Source organism: Neorhizobium sp. DAR64872/K0K18 (genome assembly GCF_050500175.1).
Lineage (GTDB): Bacteria > Pseudomonadota > Alphaproteobacteria > Rhizobiales > Rhizobiaceae > Neorhizobium > Neorhizobium soli.
The window spans coordinates 516,609-535,818 of record NZ_CP191446.1 but is presented as its reverse complement, the minus strand read 5'-3'; the positions used below and the strand labels follow the sequence as shown (position 1 = coordinate 535,818).

The window sequence follows — 19,210 nt, the reverse complement described above, 5'->3', positions numbered from 1 at the left end:
GAAACTACCGGACCAGATTAATCAGTACGTCCATCAGATCGGAACCGGTCTGGAACACTTTGGAATTGGCGCTATAGCTGCGCTGCGCTTCGATCATCTCGGTCAGTTCGTTGGCCAGATCGACGTTGGAGGTTTCGAGCGCGCCCGAAACGATCTCGCCAAATCCGCTGGAGCCGGCAAAGCCGAGGGTGACCACGCCGGAGCTGCTCGTCGTGCGGTAGACGTTGCCGGAGGAGACTTCGAGGTTGTCGGGGCTTTCGACCGTCGCCATGGCGATCTGGTACAGCGACTTCGACGAACCGTCCGCATAGACCGCGTTGATCGTGCCGTCTGATTCGATCTTGACGCTGGAGATGGAGCTCGGCGCGCTGCCGTTGACGCTGCCGCTCGAGATGTTCGACTTGGCCGACAGCTGCGTCATGCCGGCGAGATCGAACTTGATCCCGTTGACCGTGACAGAAAGCTCCTCGGCACCGTCAACCGTTTCAAGCTTGCCGGACGAATTAAACGCGAGCGACAGGTTGGCGAGTTCGCCATCACCGCCATAAGGGAAGCTGCCGGTGCCGGTCGTGCTTGCGTCAGCTGCGTTATAGACGCTGAGCTGCCATTCGCCTGCAGCCGTCTTCGAGAAATAGAAGTCGTAGACAATCGGGTTGCCGAGGCTGTCGTAGCTGGTCAGCGACGTCTTCAACGTGCTGTCCATGTCGACGTCGACATCTTCGGTGTTGTCGGACGGCAGGTCGGCGGCGACGACATCGGATGCACTGTTGAGGTTGCCGGAGAGCGACCCGGAGGTCGACGCGACCGCACTCAGTTCCGAGCCGCCGACATTGATCGGGACCAGGCCGTCATAGCTGTTGACGACGGTCGTCGGGGTTCCGGAATCGTAGGAGTAACCGAGGAGCGTATAGCCGGCAGAGTTGACCAGGTTGCCCTGCTCGTTCGGCGTAAAATCGCCGGAACGGGTCAGAAAGGTCTCGCCCGCTGAATTCTGTACGACGAAAAATCCGTCGCCCTGGATGGCAAGGTCGGATCCTGACGTGGTGTATTCGAGAGCACCCTGCTCAGAAATCGAATACTTCACGCTGGTTTCGACACCACCGGAATTGTATGAGCCGGCCGTCGATGGCAGCACTAGCGACGAAAACTGCGTGGACGACTTTTTGTAGGCAGTCGTTGACGAGTTAGCAATGTTATCGCCAACGGTGCCCAAGCGGTTTGCCTGCGCATTCATGCCCGATACGGCGGTTTTCATAGTTCCGAAAAGGCTCATAGCAATCCTCGTTGCACTTAGGCTTATGACTTTAGGGGATGGGCCTTGCGTGAAGCTGTCTGCGTGCTTGCATCGAGCGCTGATCTGCGTCGAAGTCGAGGGCCCTATCTGTCTGACAAAAATGACAAATCGAGCACGCAAAAAAAATGGCACCTCATATTTGGGTGCCATTTTCAGTGTTATTTCCAGTCGATGCAGTATCCTAGGAACCGCTTCGAATCGATGGGATCGAAGCCCAGTTTCTTGCGAAGCTTCTTGCGAAGCTTGCTGATGTGGCTTTCGACCACGTTCTCTTCGACGTCCTCGTCGAACACGCCGTAGATGGCGTTGAAGATCTGCGACTTGGAAACCCGACGGCCGCGATTGGCAATCAAGTATTCCAGGATGCGGCGTTCGCGCCGTGGAAGTGCAAACGCTTCGCCTTCGACTTCGGGATCGCGGCCATCGGAGAAAACCCGGATCGCGCCGATGTCGGTGTGATTGGCAACCGCGTTCAGGCGGCGGCGGATAGCCGCTGCCCGTGCCAGAATTTCCCTTGGATGAACCGGCTTGCGCACAACGTCATCGACACCGCAGTCGAAAAGCGCAAGCGTGGATTCGAGTGATGGCTGATCGCTGACAGCGATTACCGGTGCACTGCTGCGTCCACGGATTGCCCGTGGCAAATCATGGATCAGGTCGCCCTGACCAATCAAAAACGCCTCGATTGCAGCAATATCGGCTTCCGCTGCCGAATTCACCCAATCTGTAAATTCTTCCGGATCAAACCCGGTAGAAGGAACGCCTTCGCGCCCAAACAAAGACGTGTAACCGTCTTTCACTATTTCTCGTTCATCAACCACTACGATCATTCGTCCGCCTCCGAATCAATATCGCATCTCAGTGAGAGAGTGATACGAATCGTCAGGAATCTGGGCAACTAGAGGAAGTAACAGGGGCTTGCTAATAATTGATTAACCATGTTGCGCCGATTTGGTACTAGATCTAGTGGAAAAAGGGTGGCCTCCGCATAATGCGCGGTGGAAAATTAATTTTTGAGAAAATGCTCACTTGAAAACGCAGTTTGAACGCATTCTCTCACCGGCAGCCGTAAACAGATATTAGATTTCACTAATTGCTATTTCAGGTTGCGCTCGGACCGCAAAAATTCGTCGCGTTCCGCGTCCATTTTCCGAAGTCGGTGGCAACAAGATTGGCGATCACCCGGCACACATAGCGCTGCTGCGCCGGATTGTTGTTGGGACCGGCATGATATCTGGCGACTGCCATCGTCCATGTCTCGTGCTTGTCGTGCAGCCGTTTCAGAAATAGCGCCGCATATTCGACGTTCTTTCTCGGGTCGAGCATGTCCGGAACCGAGGCAAACTCCTCGCCATGGAAGTGGTGATTGATCTGCATGCAGCCGAGATCGATCAGCTTGGCGCCCGTGCTCTTCGCCTGGGTAAAGAGCTGCATCGCCTCCTGCACAGACGACGCGAAATAGGCCTTGCCTTCGATATTCAGCGCATAGGGACTGAGCGATCCCTTGCGTCCGGTCTCTGTCAGTCCCACCGAGTAGAGGATGCCTTCAGGGACGCCGTATTTGCGCGCTGCGGCCTGGATCTGGGCCTCGCAGATGCTGACCTGTTCCGAGGTGATCTTGCCGTTTCCAGCCTGGCCAGTCCCTGGCTGGGCGGTTCGGGCCTGATCGCGCCGCTGCGGCGCGCCGGCGCGCTTCTGCGTCCCCGGCTGCGCGGCGTTGGGCACGTCTGCCTGCTGAAGAGGCTGCTGGGTGGCGTAGAGCTGCCAGGCGCGGGTTTCGAGCGCGCTACAGGTAAATGTCGCCAGTGCCAGTGCTGCCGATGTCAGTTTCAACGACAGTCTCATTGCGCTTCTCCATGTCGTTGCGATTGCTGTCGTTGGAGCGGCCACCCTGAGCCTGTCCCTGCTGGCGGGCCGCCTCGCCGTCACGGGCGAGCTGCTGCTGTGTCTGGGCGCCGCTGCCGCCCTGCTGCTGGTCTGCAGACGAGTTCGAGCTGTCGGTCGACGGCGCCATGCTGACGGTCACCTGGTCGACGTTGAAGCCCTGGGCCCGCAAGGCATCGAGCATCGGCTTGCTGTCGTCGCTGAGCTCGCGATAGGCCATGCTGCTGTGGACGGTAAGATGGATGCTCAGCTGATCTCCCACCAGCCGCATATGCGCGGTCACGGTACCGAGATTGTCGGGCGTCAGCTGGAGCTTGAGCGTATTGACCACGCTGCCGGTGCCGGATGTGCGGGTCGGATCGGTCAGCGCGGAAGACGGCTGCATGGCCGCGGTCCATTCCCTGTTGCTGGAGGCGGCACTCAAAAGATTGCTGGCATTTTCGCCGACGCCAAAGCCGAGATAGCGCCGCGAGTCGAGAACCGTGACGGTTTCGGTGTTGGCTGTGCCTGGAAGGCTGTCCTGCAGGTCGGATCCGCCGTCCGCGCCTGTGACGATCGACAGGCTGACAGCCGCAATCGCATCTCCGGCTTTCTGGAAGCGGTAGGATTTAACGTCTGTCTGGGGTTCTGCCTCGCCCGTATCGAGGAAATCGAACGACGTGGCAGCATCCGTGTCGTCGGACGGCATGCTGGCGTCCGTCTTATCGTTCGACATCCGCGTCTCGGTCACGGAGATCATGGCCGACAGTGCGGCTATATCCGCGGACTGGGCCGGGTTACCGGTCTCGACGCTGGCCGTCAGATTGAGCAGTGCCGCTGTTGAGAGTGCAGCCGTTGAATCTGGCACAGCGGTCGCGAGGGCCGCTCCTTGGCTTTCATCGTCCGGCACGTCCTTCGAAAGCACATCGGCGATCTTCGCCTTTCCATCGTCGCCAGCAACAGTCGTGACGCGCTTGGTTGCAGTAGCAACCATCTGGGTAACGTCGATCTGGCCGCCGGCCTTGTCCGGGCTACCGGTCTGTTTGATGTTGCCTGTTTGGTTGAGGCTGTCACTCTGGTCCTGACCCGGAATCTCTTCCGGCAAGGCTTGTCCGACGAGCTCTTCTTTGACCGCCTCGTCTACAGACGGCGCCGGAACCGGCTGGGCGACCGGGTGCGGCACGTCCACCTGCGGGGCTGCGACCGGAAGCTCGGCTGCAGCCTGGACAAGCGTTGCAGCGGATGGAGCAGCGGTATCCGCAGGTTCCGTCGGCTTGAAGTTTGCGGCAAGCGACGTCAGGTCGGTAAGCGTCTTGAAGCGGGAACTGCCGAGCGAAATCTTTCCCGTCCCGGATCCGTCCTCGGCAACCGCCGTGCCGTTCTCTGTCGATTTCCCGGCATCGGCGTCCGCGTCTGTCAGCACCTGGGCAAATTCGCCGGCTTCGCCGTTCTGCGGCGATGCCTTTCCGAAAAGAGTCCCGACCTGCCCGTCTGATACTGCCTTAACCGAAGCGCCTGCTACGTTCGTCATTCATATGCCTCATCGCTGAGCAGGTCGTCGATCTGCTTCAGCTTCATTCTGTTCTGCTCTACATAGGTCTGGAGGCTTGCCTCCATTTCCGGATTCTCGGTCTTTGCTGCGGGCTTGGCCACAGAGGTGGTCGGTGCCGGCGCCGAAGGAATGGTGGCGGACGCCGTCGCAGCCTGACCCGCTTCGCCCGCGGGCATCACCACCGGCTCTGCCGATACGCTCGAGGTTTCGGGTGCCATCAGGATCTGTTCGACGACCTTTTGCGCCGCTGCACGCAGGTTCCTGTCGCGTTCGGAAAGCGCGCCATCGGGGATCTGCGACAGACTCTTTGCCGCTTCCACAACGTTACTGGACGAAATGCTGGCAAGATCGCCATACAGCTGCCCGATCGCATTGTTCTCCGAACCGGGACTGGGGGAGAGACGTTCCGCGTTCAATGCCGCAAAGCGAGCCAGATCCTTGTTGCCCGCGAGCAAGGCGCGCCTGGATACCCGGAGGTAGAATTCGTGCGCGCGCGGATCGTCCATCATTGAGACGACGTCGGTCCAGCGGCTCCGGTCACCCTTGCCGTCATCGTCAGTGGCAAGTTGCACGAACATGTCGATAAACTGGCTGGCATAGGGAGAATAGAGAAAACGACGGACGTATTTCGCCGCCAGATCGAAGCCCCTGCCCGGGTCCGTCGGTAGGATCACGGCGAGCGACCGTCTGAGCGCTGCCTCTTCCAGATTGGTCCCGGGTGCGAGCAGCCGAACCTGATCGAAATAGCCGATCGCCTTGGCGGGGTCGGCATTCGCCGTGATGTTGCCGGCGACGAGCGCCAGATAGGGGCCAACCGGGCTTGTGCCATACTCCTTGACCAACCCCTCGAATGCAGCGACCGCCGTCAGGCCCTGCCCCTGGAAATAGCGACGGAGAACGCGCGCCAACCGGCCATCGAATTCACCGTCGACATCCCGTGCGGCAAGAAAATCCAGCGTCTGCGGATTGCCGCCACTCATGGCGAATACGAAAACCGCATCGACGTTGCGGGGATCCTTGAACACATCAGGTGATGCCGTGCGTAGCCGCTGGTCGAGTGTCTTGAGAAGGAAGCGCTGCATTTCGTTGGCGGAATGATCGCCCGCGACGATCGCGTCCTGCAGATATTGCAGGGAGCGGATCATCTTGTATGGCTCAAGATCCTCACTGGCCACGGCGTTGCCCGCAGCGGCGAGAAAAACCCCGGCGACCAGTGAGCGCAGCAAGCTATGGCAATCGCGCGAACGCATCATCTCGATTTATCCGTTGCCCAGCAGGATTTCGATACGGCGGTTGGCGCCGCTCATCGGATCTTCGACGTTTTGAAGTCGCCGGTCGGCAAATCCAGAGACCTGCTTTACCCTCTCCTCGTTCAAGCCGCCCCGCACGAGCATGTAATAGGCCGCATGCGCGCGGGACATAGACAGGCTCCAATTGTCTCCGGTGCGTCCCTTGAAAGGCCGTCCGTCCGTGTGGCCACGAATGATCACCGACCCTGGACGCGCGGCCAGGAGTTTGCCGATCTTTTCCATGGCGAGCACGAGCTCCTTGCCGGGCAATGCGGATCCGACATTGAACATCGCGGTATTTGCTTCGTCCGAGATCGTGATCAGCGTGCCGCCTTCGGCCGGCTGCACCACGATGCCCTCGGCCAGCTTGCCGGCAATCCCGGCGACCTGCGCCTGAATTTCCTTCTGAAGCTCTTCGGCCTTGTCCTGCCCGGCGGCGTCGAGTTCAGCTTTTGCCTTCTTGTCCGATGCATCGGAAGCATCGGGCGCTGAGACGGCATCCGGCTTTACCGATACTGGGACAGTTTCCACCGCGGGCGGCTGGGAAAAGGCGCTCGCCTGCTCGCCCGGCAGACTCGTGTCCGAAGCAAGCTTGGCTTGCGCCGGTGTGTCGAGCTGCTTGCTCCAGAAATCCGGATCGAAAGGATCGCGATAGGCTTCTCCGCCATCCGCACCGGTGGACGGACCGGAATCGCTCGCGCCACCCTCGCCCTTCGTGCTGACATTGGCCTGTTGGCCTACTTCCTGAGCGATGCTGGCAAGCACGGAATAGGGATTCTGGAACAGAGCTGCTTCGGAAAAGGTCATGTCGTCGCCAGAGGCGGAAATGGACTCGCCATCCATGCCCGCCTTGCCGCCGCCCGTCTTGTCGTTCTCAACGGTGGACTTCTTGTCGGAATCTTCGCCCTTGGCCTGATCCGACGGCTTCTTAATGCCCTTGGATGCGGGCGTGTCGTCAGACAGCGGCACGGGATTGAAATAGCTCGCGAGCGATGCCTTCGTTTCCTCATTGGCGGCGTTGACCAGCCACATGACGAGAAAGAAGGCCATCATGGCGGTCATGAAGTCGGCGAACGCAATCTTCCACGCACCGCCGTGATGGCTGTCGTGATCGCCGCGGTGACGCTTGATGATGATGATTTCGTTTTTGCCGTGATGATGGTTCTCAGCTTCGCTCATGCCAGCACCCTCTCAAGGTCGGCGGCAAAGGCAGAAAGGCGCGTCACGAGAAGCGAATCACCGATCTCGACGCGGATGTCGGTGTCGTCTGTGTGGACGAAAGACACCGCATCGCCTTTCTCCTCTAGCTGGGCTTTGAGAAGATCGCAGAGATGCACCGGTCCGAAGACCGTAATCTGCTCCAGAATTTCCTTGGCGAGCGTCGGTTTCAGCTCCTCGACAAGCTCGTTGATAGCGCCGCGCATCACCTGTTCTTTGAGCAAGGGAGACAGAACGCGGGCCGTCGCCTCGGACAGTTCGGCAGAGACCCGTGACGCGAGATCCGGAAGAGCCTTCGAGAGATAATCGGCCAACCCGTCCTCGAACTGGAGGCGCTGCTGTTCGATCTCCTGCGCATGCTGTTCCTTCAGCGCCTCGAGCTCTTCGGCATGCTGCGCCGTCAAGGATTGGGTCGCCGCAAGATGACCTTCATCATAGGCTTCGCGACGCTCGGCCTCGAGATCGACTTCTACCGTCTGCGCAAAGCTTTCCAGCGCCGGCATCTCGGCGGGCGACGCAAAGTGAGAGGGCGTTTCTATCGGGGCCGCAAGCAGCGCAGCCTCGGCGCCGAAATCTCTGAGATACCGCGCAAGTGGGGAATTCATCAACGCACTCCATCAACGTCGTTTGCGGAATAAGGCCGCAACGTCTCACGCATCGCCCGTTCTGTGATGCTCCACACCGGCCTCCGGCCCGCGCCCGATCGCCGGGGCGGCGGAGTTCGCCATGGGAATAGATCAGAAATTAGGAAGTTAAACTTGTGCGAGGATGATGCAGTCCTCGTGAACCTGAACGACAAGGTGCGACGACACCAGATACCTGACACCTACGCCGCAAGAGCCGTACCGCAAATGCAATCGGCCGCGCTCGAAAGCGCGGCCGGCATAATTTCGCTGGTATGTTCAATCTTACTGCTGGAAGAGCGTAAGAATGTTCTCGGAGCTGGAGTTTGCAATCGACAGCGACTGGACGGCCAGCTGCTGCTGCGTCTGCAGAGCAGACAGTCTGGCAGACTCTTCTTCCATGTCGGCGTCGACGAGGCGGCTGATGCCTTCCTCGATCGCATCCGTCAGAGTTCCGGCATAGCTGGTCTGAAGGTCGATACGGGTGGTCAGCGCGCCGAGGGCAGCACCTGCATCCGTAAGGCTGGAGAGAGCCAGTTCGACATTGTCGAGATATTCTGCGAGTTCTGTGTCCGTGGTGGCGGCCGTCAGGGTGATGTCCATGACATCGCCAAGAAGACCGCCCGAACCGACGCCGTCGGCATCGATGGAGCCGAACATGGCGTTGGTTGCAACGTCATAGGATGCCGTCGTGACTTCGACTGTACCGTCGTCGTTGCGGATGAAGCCGTCGACGACCGATTCCGGGTCGGCGCCGGTAGCGGCGACCATCCAGTTTTCACCGCTGAACGAAGCGCCCTGGGCGATCGAGGACAGCTGTTCCTGCAGCTTGGTGATTTCAAGCTGGATCTGTGCCTTGTCGGTCGAGTTTTCGTTCGCGGTGACGATCTTCGACTTGATTTCGTTGACGACGTCGATAGCGCTTTCCATGGCGGCGTAGGCCGTATCGACCTTTGCAGCACCAACTCCCAGAGCGTCGGTCGCAGCCACCAAAGCGTCCTTGTCGGAACCCATCGTGGTCGAGATCGACCAGTAGGCAACGTTGTCGGAGGCCTCGGATACGCGATAGCCCGAGGATACACGGCTCTGCGCCTGCTCCAGGCTATCGTTGATACCCCTCAACGTCTGAAGTGCAGAGTTTGCGGCGTTGTTGGTCAAGATGCTGGTCATTAAAACTGCCCCTTATGGCATTGGATGGGAGGGCATCCCGGGTGTTCCGGTAACGACGATCAGCTTCATGCCTGCCGCGCCCTTGCATTCGGCTCGCCGTTGCGATGGATACAGAAAATCATCTTATGGTTAATGGAGGGTTAAAGCGGGAACAAAAGTTAACGCGTGCTGGAACATTTTCAGCTTTCGCGAACGAAGATTAATGGGCGGTAGGTTTTGCGGGAGCGTGAACGAATGCCTCCACGGTCTGTTCGCAGGATAGAGTTGGAAAGGATCCCATCGTTTCACCGGAGCTGAATCGCGGCTCCAACGCCGCTGCGCGTTCCACCTTCGGACAGCCTGGCGAACATACCTGCAACGGCGTGATTTTGCTGTTGTTTTGAAGTCATTAACCACGCTGGAAGCTGTTTTAGCAATGCCGCCAGATTTAAGACCTTGGCAAGGAATGGCTGCGAAATTGCAGCCTAGATGACGGGCTTGGATCCGGTAAGGAACAAGAGGCATGAAGCCGGACCGTCATTTGCCGGTGACACTACCGAACCCGGTATGTCCTCCTTTTTTGTATAGAGTCCAAGGGGACAATCCATGACTAGCATCAACTTCAATTCTTCTGCTTCGTCCGCTCTTCAGACACTGAGCACCATCAACAAGAGCCTGGAGCAGACGCAGAACAGCGTTTCGACCGGCTACAAGGTGAGCAAGGCTTCGGACAACGTTGCCTACTGGTCGATCTCGACCACGATGAATTCCGACAAGGGCGCCCTCAACGCTGCTTCCGACGCTCTGGGCGTTGGCGCTGCCAAGGTTGATACCGCCTATGCCGCCATGGAAAGCGCCATCGACGTCGTCAACGAAATCAAGGCGAAGCTTGTTACCGCTTCGGAAAGCTCGACCGACAAGGCTCAGATCCAGCTCGAAGTCGGCAAGCTGAAAGAACAGCTGTCCTCGATCGCCGAAGGCGCTTCGTTCAGCGGTGAAAACTGGATCGTCAAGGGCGACCAGGACTCTGCCAGCGTTGTCGACGGCTTCGTTCGCGACGCAGACGGCGCTGTCAAGGTCACGACGGCAACCTACGACATCGAAACCAACGCACTGTTTGACTCGGTCACAGCCGGCGTCGGCAGCGGCGGTATCCTCGGCGATCTGATGGCGACTGCCGATCTCACGGACTCGACGAGCGACACGGACATCGCAACCTACCTCTCAACTGTTGAAACGGCTCTTTCCAGCATGACGATCGCTGGCGGCGCACTTGGTGCTCTGACCACCCGTATCGACCTGCAGTCGGACTATTCCGGCCAGCTGTCTGACGCGATCGAAGAAGGCGTAAGCCGCTTGGTCGACGCCGACATGGAAGAAGAATCTGCCAAGCTGTCTGCCCTGCAGACCCAGCAGCAGCTCGCCATCCAGTCGCTGTCGATTGCGAACTCCTCTTCGCAGAACGTGCTCTCGCTGTTCCAGTAAGAAGACCAGCCGTTACCTTCTGGTTTGTTCAAGGAAAGCCCCGGGTCATCCCCGGGGCTTTTTCCGTACCTTCGATCGGATCATGGTAAAGAAAGATATTTTTTCTCGTCAAAGATCGTCAGCCTTCGGACTTCATTAACGTTAATGCTGTTATCTAAGCTCATCTAAGCGGCGGGCCGGAATGAGTGAGTATTTTCCGACTGGCATGATGCACTCAGGCCGCTTTCCGGTGCTTCCGGAATGTCCCCTCCTTTTTGTTTTGCCTAGGGGTTTAGTAACATGACGAGTATCCTTACCAACACTGCAGCGAATTCTGCACTTCAGACGCTCAGCAACATCAACAAGGGCCTGGAAGACACTCAGGACCGCGTTTCTTCCGGCTACAAGGTCAGCAAAGCATCGGACAACGTTGCTTACTGGTCGATCTCCACCACAATGAATTCCGACCAGAAGGCCCTCAACTCCGCTACCGACGCGCTTGGCGTTGGCGCTGCGAAGGTCGACACGGCCTATGCCGCGATGGAAAGCGCCATCGACGTCGTTAACGAGATCAAGGCCAAGCTGGTTACGGCAACGGAAACCTCGACCGACAAGGAACAGATCCAGCTCGAAATCGACAAGCTTCAGGAACAGCTCTCGTCGATCGCGCAGGGCGCTTCCTTCAGCGGCGAGAACTGGATGGTCACTGGCGACCAGACAGACGGCGGTACGGTCGTAGACGGCTTCATCCGCAGCGATGACGGTACAGTCAAGGTCACGTCCGCCTCCTACGACATCCCGACCTATGCTCTGTTCGATGACGTGTCCGGCGGCGTCGGCACCGGCGGCGTCCTCAACGACACCATGGACATCGATCTCGCCACGATCACTGACGAAACCGACATCGCAGCGATGCTCGACACTGTGGAAACTGCTCTTGCGAGCATGACCATCGGCGGCGCCGCTCTCGGTGCACTGACTACCCGTATCGATCTCCAGACGGACTATTCCAACCAGCTTTCGGACGCCATCGATGAGGGCATCAGCCGTCTCGTAGACGCTGACATGGAAGAAGAGTCTGCCAAGCTGTCTGCCCTGCAGACGCAGCAGCAGCTCGCTGTCCAGTCGCTGTCGATCGCGAATTCCAGCTCGGAAAACATCCTCACGCTCTTCCAGTAAGACGCGTTTGGTCCAACATACGAAAGAAAGGCCGCGCTCAATGCGCGGCCTTTCTTTCGTCACGTTGTCCGGGAATAAAACTTCGCCTTGGAGAAGGCGCCGTGCCTTACGAGAACGATCTCACCAGCGAGCCGACGAGAAGGTTCCAGCCGTCGATAAGGACGAAGAAAAGGATCTTGAACGGCAGCGAGATCGAGGTTGGCGGCAGCATCATCATGCCCATCGCCATGGTGATGCTGGCAACGATCATGTCGATGACAAGGAACGGCAGGACGATGAGAAAGCCGATTTCGAAGCCGCGGCGGATTTCCGACAGCATGAATGCCGGGATCAGCACGCGGTAGTCCGTCTGCGCGCCGAGCGTGACCGTCTGGCCGCGTTCCCGGGCGATGTCGACGAACAGCGCCACATCCTTGTCGCGGACGTTGGCAATCATGAATTCGCGGAACGGCTGCGCGATGCGCTGTATCGCTTCGGCCTCGTTGATCTGGTTCTGCAAAAGCGGCTGTGCGCCATCCTGCCATGCACGGTCCATTGTCGGCGCCATGACGTAGAAGGTCATGAACAACGCCATGCTGGTGAGGATCATGTTGGACGGTGTGGTCGAAAGGCCCATGCCGGACCGCAGGATCGAGAACGCGATAATGAAGCGCGGGAAGCTCGTCACCATGATCAGGATGCCGGGCGCGATGGATAGAACCGTCAGCAGGCCGAAGGTGCGGATGATCCAGGCGGAAACCGAGCCGTCGACCGGCAGGTTCAGCATGTCCAGGGCAGACTGTTGCGCATTCGCCGCGTCGGGTAACGCAGCGAAGAGAGCAAGAACGGCTAAAAAACGAATCATTCGATGATGAAAGTCCTGAACACCAGATCAGCAACCTTGCCCTGAGACCTCAGCTTGGCGCGTTCCTTCAGGTCATCTCGGAGATAACCGAAGCCGCGTGGCCCCTGAATTTGCTGCAGCGACAAGGTCCGCATATAGGCGAGTATATCTTCCTGAATGGAAGCCGCCACCGCTTCATCGATGTTTTCACCGAATATTAACGAAACCTCGAGGCGGACCATGCTGTCCGAAGGATAGGCGAGGTTGGCAATGATCGGTTCCAGCGGCCGGACGTGGCTCGCACCGGCAGCGGCGCCGTGTTCCCCTCCCCCGGCAGGGGCCGCGGCTGCGCCATGACCGGCGGCAGGTGCCTCCTCCACGACCGGCGACGGGACGATCATCTTGCCGACAACCCAGCCTCCGCCCACGCCGACGACCGTCAGTCCCAGTACGGCCGCCGCAGTCATCACCAGGGAAGACTTTTTCTTCGCTGGTTGATCCGCCGTGAGGCTGGCGTCGGTCATGGTGGCTAAACTCCGCTAGTAGTGAGGGACATCGAATCGCGCCCGGTCAGATCGGCGAGAAGATGTCGCTGATCTGCTGGCCGACCGGCGGCTGCTGGACTTCCATCAGGCGACCGCGGCCGCCGTAGGAGATGCGTGCTTCGGCAATCTTCTCATAGGATATCGTGTTCTCGGCATTCACGTCCTGAGGGCGCACGATGCCGGCAACGTTGAGGATGCGGATCTCATGGTTGACGCGCACTTCCTGCGAGCCGCTGATGATGAGATTTCCGTTTTCGAGAACGCCGGTGACGACCGCGGCCACGAGAAGTGTGAGCTTCTCGGCGCGGCTGATGGAGCCCTTGCCGTTCGACTGGCTATCGGAATCAAAGCCCGCCGTCGAATCTGCCTCCGGCTTCCAGCCAAGAATTTCCGCGGCGGCCTGCCAGTTGGTGGTCTTGGAATTCTTGCGGCTGCGATCCGTCTCGTTGTCAAAGCTCGCCTTGTCGTTCATCGAGATATTGACCGTCAGGATGTCGCCAACGTTCAGCGCACGGGCATCCTTGAACAGGGCGCCCTGGCTGTCGCTCCACAGCGAGAAGCCGCTCGCCATGTGGCGCGGCTGCTTCGGATACATCGACATCTGCTGCGTCTGGCCATATTGCAGGCCGCTGCCGATCGGGCTCATGGCCGGCGCATTGCCGATTTCCTTGATGGTCGTCATCTGCCCGTTCTGACATCCGGCGATCAGCGATGTCATCGCAAGAAGAGCCGTGAGTTGCTTTTTCATGACGGGTCCTTGGAAGTATTGGGGTCTGCGGCGCTCGCCATGATCATTGCGACCATGGCAGCCTTCTGGGCGTCCATTTCGGCAAGGATCAGGCCCGATTGCCGCGGTGGCAGCTGCATGATGATGGCGGCCGCAATGTTGATGTTCATCTGGTCGAACTGCGGCGCGACTTCGTCAGCCTTTGCCGTCTTGTAGATTTCGACCAGACTGGCCTTGGCGCTGGCCAGGAACGCGTTGCGTTTCTTCAGCCAGTCCTGATATTCGGCGCGCCGATTTTCGAGCTCGGTGATGCGCGTGTTGATGTCGCCCTGCAGCTTTTCCAGTTCCTGCTTCTGCAGGAGATAACGCTGGTCGCGGGCCGAATCGACGATGTTGCCGCAGAACTGCTGGACTTCCTGCTGGCTGCCACCGGCTTCCTGTGCGGCGCCGAGAAGCTGCGGCTGCTGCTGCGCGCGGGCGCCCGGTAGGAGGCAGAGCGAGAGAGCGGCGGCGATCAGATAGACCGAGCTGCGAGTGGCGAGAACCGGGAACCTGCTTGAAACTGTGTTGGTCATTGCAGAACGAGCTCCGCTTGCAGGGCTCCGGCAGACTTTATCGCCTGGAGGATCGAGATGATGCCGTCCGGCTTGACGCCGATATTGTTCAGGCCGGCGACCAGCGTCTTCAGATCAGGTCCGTCGATGACGGCAATCGGTCCGCCGGTCTTTTCGGCCATGATATCGGTCTGCGGCTGCACCGCCGTTTCGCCCCTTGAGAACGGTTCGGGCTGGATGACCTGCGGCGTCTCGGTGACCTGAACAGTCAACGTTCCGTAGCTGACCGCAACTCGGGCGACCCGGACATCGGCGCCGATGACGATCGTACCGGTGCGCTCGTTGATCACCACGCGTGCGGGGGCGTCGGTCTGGACCACGAGATTTTCGATGTCGCCCATCAGGCGGGTCAGGTCGGCTGAGCGCGGTTTCTGGACAACCACTTCCTGGCTGTCGCGCGCTTCGGCGATCGGATCGCCGAAGGTGCGGCGGGCATAGGCGTTGACGACATCGGCGATCCGAACCGATGTCGAGAAATCCGGGTTGCGAAGCTGCAGCACCAGATTGACCGAATCCTTGAACTTGGACGGAAGCTCGCGCTCGATGATCGCTCCCGACGGCACACGACCGGCTGTGGTGACGCCTTCGGTCAGTGTCGCAGCAGCACCCTGTGCGTTGAAGCCGGAGACGATCACCGATCCTTGCGCGACGGCATAGATCTGTCCGTCGGCACCGGTGAGCGATGTCATGATCAGCGTGCCGCCCCGCAACGAGGTGGCGTCGCCGAGCGAGCTGACATTGACGTCGATGCGGCTGCCGGGGCTTGCAAACGAGGGAAGATTGGCGGTGACCATGACCGCAGCAATGTTCTTGGCGCTGGACTGACCGCCCTGCGTCGAGATGCCGAGGTTCTGCAGCATGGCGCGCAGCGACTGATCGGTGAACGGAGACGAACGCAGGCTGTCGCCGGTTCCCTGCAGACCCACGACCAGGCCATAGCCGATCAACTGGTTCTCGCGACCGGACTGCAGCGAAGCGATATCCTTGATGCGGGACGACGTGGCCGTGGCATCGGTGACGGGCAGCATCGTGATGACCGCGATCGCCGCAATCATCAGTTTCCGGACCATACTCATTTCTGAACCACCTCGACGCTGCCGTCCGCCATCACCGTGCCGTTGACCATGACGCCCGTATCGAGGTTCCTGACCTTGATGACCTCGCCTGTCATCGCATCGTCCATGGGCGCGCCGCGGGCAGCGATGACCATGCGCTGCGACGAGAAGGTAAGCCTGACACTTGTGCCGCGCTTGACCGTGAAAGGATCGCGGAGAACGTTCAAAGGAATGGTGCGGCCGGCAAGCAGCGTCTTGCGCGTGACCTTGCCGACCACCTGATCCAGCGAACTGGCATAGCCCGGCGCGATATTCGGATTGGTGACGGCCACCTCGCTGACGAACGCCTCGCCGATCGTATCGCCCGGATAGATCGTGGTGCTGGGCACGACGGCATTGCGCGGCTCCGCGAATGCCGCCCCCGGCAGGATGAGCGCGCTCAAAAGCGCCCCGGCCAGCCAGGTCTTCATTCCGGTTTTCCAGCTGCTTGCCCGACCGGTTTTCCGGACGTTCTCTTGCCAAAGCATCATGCTCGGTCCGCCTTCTATCTTCCGCTACTTGAGGTTCTGGCTGACGATCTGCGCCATCTCGTCGGCGGTGGTGATCACCTTCGAGTTCATTTCATACGCACGCTGAGCGGAGATCAGATCGGTGATCTCCTTGACTGAATCGACGTTGGAGTTCTCGAGATAGCCCTGCTTGAGGTAGCCGAAGCCAGTCTCCTGCGGGTTGGCGACGACCGGCTGCCCGGATGCCGCCGTTTCAGAAAACAGGTTGTCGCCCAAAGGCTTCAGACCAGCATCGTTGACGAAGTTGGTCAGAGTGATCTGGCCGAGTTCCGTCGGGGTCGTCGATGTCCCGATCGTCGCATTGACGATCCCGTCTTCGCTGACGCTGACCGACGTCGCGTCAGTCGGAATGGTGATTTGCGGGATGACACCGTAACCGTCGGCAGTCACCAGTCTTCCGTTGGCATCCTTGTTGAAGGACCCGGCGCGGGTGTAGAGGGTCTCACCGTTGGTGCCTTCGACCATGAACCAACCACGCCCGACGATCGCCATGTCGAGATCGTTGCTCGTCTGGGTGATTTCGCCCTGGATGTGGAGCTTGCGGACGGACTGCGTCTGAACACCGAGACCGATATTGGCACCTTCCGGCACAGCGGACTGATCGGCGCGGTTGGCGACGCCCGAAGCGCGCTCGGTCTGATAGAGAAGGTCGGTAAACTCGGCACGCGACCGCTTGAAGCCGGTCGTGTTGATGTTGGCGATGTTGTTTGCGATGACTTCGAGATTGGTCTGCTGCGCATCCATGCCGGTGGCGGCAATTGCTAGTGCTCTCATGGTCTCTGCTCCAGTCTCTAGATCTGCATCTTGGTGATGTCGAGGTAGGCGGACACGATCTTGTCGCGGAACGCCGTCGCAGTCTTCAGCGCCTGTTCGGCCTGGAGAACGGCATCGACCACTTCACGCGTGTTCGCCTTGCCCTGGATGCCGGCAAACGATGCAGTTTCACCGCCCTTGACGGCGTTGATCGCGTCTGTTGCCATGCTGCCCAGGACATCACCGAAGCCCGGTCCTGCAACGGCCGTCGTTGCCGCGTTGACCGCGGTGCCGAGAACATTTGCTGCCGTATTGTCGCCGGAGACGCCGTCGGTCTGCTTTGTGAACAGGCCGAGGCCCTCAATAGGATTGATCATCTTTAACCTTTCAAGAGATCGATGGTCGCCGAGATCAGATCGCGGGACTGGCGAATGCTCTGGAGATTTGCCTCGTAGCTGCGGTTTGCTTCACGCAGGTCTGCCATTTCGATCAGCATGTTGACGTTCGGCATCTTGACGACGCCGTTTGCGTCCGCTGCCGGATTGCTGGGGTCGAGTTCTTCAACGAAGTCACCCTTGTCGACACCGATCTTCTGGACGCCGACGGTCCTGACCCCTGTTGCCCGGTCGAGTTCGGCGCCGAACGTCACCGTCTTGCGGCGATAGGGATCGGCACCCGGCGTATCGCCGGTGGTGCGGGCGTTGGCGATGTTTTCCGACACGATGCGGAGCCTGGTCGCTTCCGCTTCCATGCCGCTGCCAGAAATCTTGAGGGCTGCTGATAAAGGATCCATTGGGCTCACTTGCCGACTGCGGTCAACATCATGTTGTGGAACGCCTTCACCAGCTGCGTATTCAGCTCGTACTGGCGCTTGATCTCCCCGCTCTTGGAGAGTTCGCTGGCAACAGCAACCGTGTTGCCCGACTCCTGATTGCCGATCTCGTTGTTGAGATCTTCGTCCCTGACGTCGACATTGTCCGAGCCGAGGCCGACGCTGGCGAAATGGGCCGAATTGGTGCGCGCCATCGGGATGTTCGAGGCGTCGAGTACCGATTGGAACGGCGTCACGTCCTGTGCCCGGTATTGCGGTGTATTCGCGTTGGCGATGTTGGTGCTGACGACTTGTTGCCGGATCGACAGCCACTCCGCCTGCCTGGAGGCAAGCTCAAACAATTGGATCTGTTGCATCACGTCTTCTCCGTCTTCTCGACAAAGGAGTAAGATTAGAAACTTGCGTGGGACTTGTGCTGATGCCCGCAGACCCGCGGCGAGCACGGCATCCAAGATGAATCCTGCGTGGGTGCGGACCCGTTGCACGAGGTTTTGCCGGTCGACCGTTGAGGCCTAATTAACTTTCTGTTAAACATAAGCTTACAAATTGCTGCAAAAGCGATGGGCCTGCGTCTTCGACCAGGCGGGCATGAAGCCATTCGATCGCAGCCAGATGTTTTGGCAAAATCCCTTAGTTTTCAAGGATCATGCCTGATGTCCGACGCTATCTCCGTCAGCTATATCCAGAGTGCGTTGCAGACTCTGCTGTTCACCAGTGATTCGCTGGAAGAGGCACAGAAGCGTACCTCCAGCGGCTACAAGATCAATTCCCCGGCGGATAATGCGAGCTACTGGTCGGTCGCAAATTCGATGACGTCGGACACGAAAATTCTGAGCAGCGTGAACGATGCGCTCGGTCTTGGCGCCGCAAAGGTCGATGCCGCCTATTCCGCTGTCGAATCGTCGATCGATATTGCCGACCAGATCGTGGCCAACCTGACCACCGCCAAGGAAGACGGTGTCGACCAGAGCGCCGTCAACGCCACAATCAGCGATCTCAAGGCCAGCCTCTCGTCACTGATCAAATCCGCATCGTTCGGGAGTGACAACTGGCTTTACAACTCGTCGGAGGCCGACGCTGGCGCGAAGACCGTTCCGGCCTATTTCCAGCGCAGTGTGTCGGGTTCAGTATCGCTGTCCTACGCGACATTCGATGCAACAAATTCCACGCTGATCGATACCGGCGATGCAAACCGCGGGCTTCTTACGAGCTCGATCGATCCGAGTACTCTTGCCTCGAACGGAACCGGCTCGGGCAAACAGTATTATCTGCTGGACGCAGGGTCGGAGATCGCCACGGATGGTTCCCCGATCGAACTGACCGACGAGACGACGTCCGAAGACATCGACGACATGATCAACGTCATGAACTACATTCAGCAGAAGCTGACGACGCTCGGTTCAACGCTTGGGACGATGTCGAACCGGATCGATACCCAGTCGAGCTTCGTTTCGAGCCTGGCGGACGTGTTTGACAAGAGCATCTCGCACCTCATCGATGCGGACATGGAGGCGGAGTCGACCAAGGTCAGCGCCTATCAGGCCCAGCAGGAGCTTTCGTCCCAAATCCTCGGCATGGCCAATACCCATCTGCAGAGCCTCGCGACCCTCTTTAGGTAGGGCGGCCCTCTTCAGCGCCACGGCTCTGAAATTATCGCAATA

At 59.2% G+C, this 19,210-nt stretch carries 21 protein-coding genes; 3 read left to right on the top strand and 18 right to left on the bottom strand.

Going from position 1 to position 19,210, the window contains the following annotated elements; translation table 11 throughout:
- Positions 1-4 precede the first annotated feature (4 nt).
- From ACQY1P_RS07975 to ACQY1P_RS07940, 8 genes are all read right to left on the bottom strand, one after another.
- Entirely contained in the window at positions 5-1,273 is a 1,269-nt protein-coding gene (locus tag ACQY1P_RS07975; RefSeq protein ID WP_113109501.1) for a flagellar hook protein FlgE, read from the bottom strand.
- A gap of 179 nt (positions 1,274-1,452) precedes the next feature.
- A complete protein-coding gene (locus ACQY1P_RS07970; protein WP_062453796.1) occupies positions 1,453-2,124 on the bottom strand; it encodes a response regulator transcription factor in 672 nt (223 codons plus the stop codon).
- 271 nt (positions 2,125-2,395) lie between these two features.
- A complete protein-coding gene (locus ACQY1P_RS07965; RefSeq protein WP_062454870.1) occupies positions 2,396-2,911 on the bottom strand; it encodes a transglycosylase SLT domain-containing protein in 516 nt (171 codons plus the stop codon).
- Between the two features lie 169 nt (positions 2,912-3,080).
- A complete protein-coding gene (locus tag ACQY1P_RS07960) occupies positions 3,081-4,688 on the bottom strand; it encodes a flagellar hook-length control protein FliK (protein ID WP_430255976.1) in 1,608 nt (535 codons plus the stop codon).
- Entirely contained in the window at positions 4,685-5,962 is a 1,278-nt protein-coding gene (locus ACQY1P_RS07955; protein WP_430255974.1) for a chemotaxis protein, read from the bottom strand. Before ACQY1P_RS07955 ends, ACQY1P_RS07960 begins: the two co-directional genes overlap by 4 nt.
- A 6-nt stretch (positions 5,963-5,968) precedes the next feature.
- Positions 5,969-7,177: a MotB family protein gene (locus ACQY1P_RS07950; RefSeq protein WP_430255972.1), complete on the bottom strand. Its 1,209-nt coding sequence runs from the start codon at positions 7,175-7,177 to the stop codon at positions 5,969-5,971.
- Entirely contained in the window at positions 7,174-7,821 is a 648-nt protein-coding gene (locus ACQY1P_RS07945) for a hypothetical protein (RefSeq protein WP_062453800.1), read from the bottom strand. Before ACQY1P_RS07945 ends, ACQY1P_RS07950 begins: the two co-directional genes overlap by 4 nt.
- A gap of 303 nt (positions 7,822-8,124) precedes the next feature.
- Positions 8,125-9,009 carry a flagellin gene (locus ACQY1P_RS07940; protein WP_092661188.1) on the bottom strand — a complete coding sequence of 295 codons (885 nt, stop codon included), beginning with the start codon at positions 9,007-9,009 and terminating at the stop codon, positions 8,125-8,127.
- A gap of 585 nt (positions 9,010-9,594) precedes the next feature.
- Between ACQY1P_RS07940 and ACQY1P_RS07935 the strand changes: the two genes are divergently transcribed.
- Positions 9,595-10,473, top strand: coding sequence for a flagellin (locus tag ACQY1P_RS07935; protein ID WP_113109495.1), 879 nt, complete (start codon positions 9,595-9,597; stop codon positions 10,471-10,473).
- A gap of 279 nt (positions 10,474-10,752) precedes the next feature.
- Complete coding sequence (locus ACQY1P_RS07930) at positions 10,753-11,631, top strand: flagellin (protein WP_092661184.1); 879 nt, start codon at positions 10,753-10,755, stop codon at positions 11,629-11,631.
- 106 nt (positions 11,632-11,737) lie between these two features.
- Here ACQY1P_RS07930 and fliP read toward each other — a convergent pair whose 3' ends face one another.
- From fliP to flgB, 10 genes are all read right to left on the bottom strand, one after another.
- On the bottom strand, positions 11,738-12,475 hold the full coding sequence (gene fliP, locus ACQY1P_RS07925; RefSeq protein WP_062453804.1) for a flagellar type III secretion system pore protein FliP: 738 nt from the start codon (positions 12,473-12,475) through the stop codon (positions 11,738-11,740).
- On the bottom strand, positions 12,472-12,978 hold the full coding sequence (locus tag ACQY1P_RS07920) for a flagellar basal body-associated FliL family protein (RefSeq protein WP_092661182.1): 507 nt from the start codon (positions 12,976-12,978) through the stop codon (positions 12,472-12,474). The genes fliP and ACQY1P_RS07920 overlap by 4 nt, the downstream gene beginning before the upstream one ends.
- Positions 12,979-13,024: 46 nt before the next feature.
- Positions 13,025-13,747 (bottom strand): flagellar basal body L-ring protein FlgH, encoded by a 723-nt coding sequence (gene flgH / locus ACQY1P_RS07915; protein WP_062453806.1) that lies wholly within the window; start codon positions 13,745-13,747, stop codon positions 13,025-13,027.
- Positions 13,744-14,301 (bottom strand): MotE family protein, encoded by a 558-nt coding sequence (locus ACQY1P_RS07910; protein ID WP_062453807.1) that lies wholly within the window; start codon positions 14,299-14,301, stop codon positions 13,744-13,746. Before ACQY1P_RS07910 ends, flgH begins: the two co-directional genes overlap by 4 nt.
- On the bottom strand, positions 14,298-15,395 hold the full coding sequence (locus ACQY1P_RS07905) for a flagellar basal body P-ring protein FlgI (protein WP_371816134.1): 1,098 nt from the start codon (positions 15,393-15,395) through the stop codon (positions 14,298-14,300). The genes ACQY1P_RS07910 and ACQY1P_RS07905 overlap by 4 nt, the downstream gene beginning before the upstream one ends.
- Before the next feature lie 17 nt (positions 15,396-15,412).
- On the bottom strand, positions 15,413-15,865 hold the full coding sequence (flgA, locus tag ACQY1P_RS07900; protein WP_244473995.1) for a flagellar basal body P-ring formation chaperone FlgA: 453 nt from the start codon (positions 15,863-15,865) through the stop codon (positions 15,413-15,415).
- An 84-nt stretch (positions 15,866-15,949) separates the two neighbouring features.
- Positions 15,950-16,738: a flagellar basal-body rod protein FlgG gene (gene flgG / locus ACQY1P_RS07895; RefSeq protein ID WP_062453809.1), complete on the bottom strand. Its 789-nt coding sequence runs from the start codon at positions 16,736-16,738 to the stop codon at positions 15,950-15,952.
- A 17-nt stretch (positions 16,739-16,755) separates the two neighbouring features.
- Complete coding sequence (locus tag ACQY1P_RS07890; RefSeq protein WP_062453810.1) at positions 16,756-17,094, bottom strand: flagellar hook-basal body complex protein FliE; 339 nt, start codon at positions 17,092-17,094, stop codon at positions 16,756-16,758.
- 2 nt (positions 17,095-17,096) lie between these two features.
- Positions 17,097-17,510 (bottom strand): flagellar basal body rod protein FlgC, encoded by a 414-nt coding sequence (flgC, locus tag ACQY1P_RS07885; RefSeq protein WP_062453811.1) that lies wholly within the window; start codon positions 17,508-17,510, stop codon positions 17,097-17,099.
- A gap of 5 nt (positions 17,511-17,515) precedes the next feature.
- A complete protein-coding gene (gene flgB, locus ACQY1P_RS07880; protein ID WP_062453812.1) occupies positions 17,516-17,905 on the bottom strand; it encodes a flagellar basal body rod protein FlgB in 390 nt (129 codons plus the stop codon).
- Positions 17,906-18,202: 297 nt separating this feature from the next.
- Between flgB and ACQY1P_RS07875 the strand changes: the two genes are divergently transcribed.
- On the top strand, positions 18,203-19,168 hold the full coding sequence (locus tag ACQY1P_RS07875) for a flagellin (RefSeq protein WP_062579095.1): 966 nt from the start codon (positions 18,203-18,205) through the stop codon (positions 19,166-19,168).
- Positions 19,169-19,210: the final 42 nt, after the last annotated feature.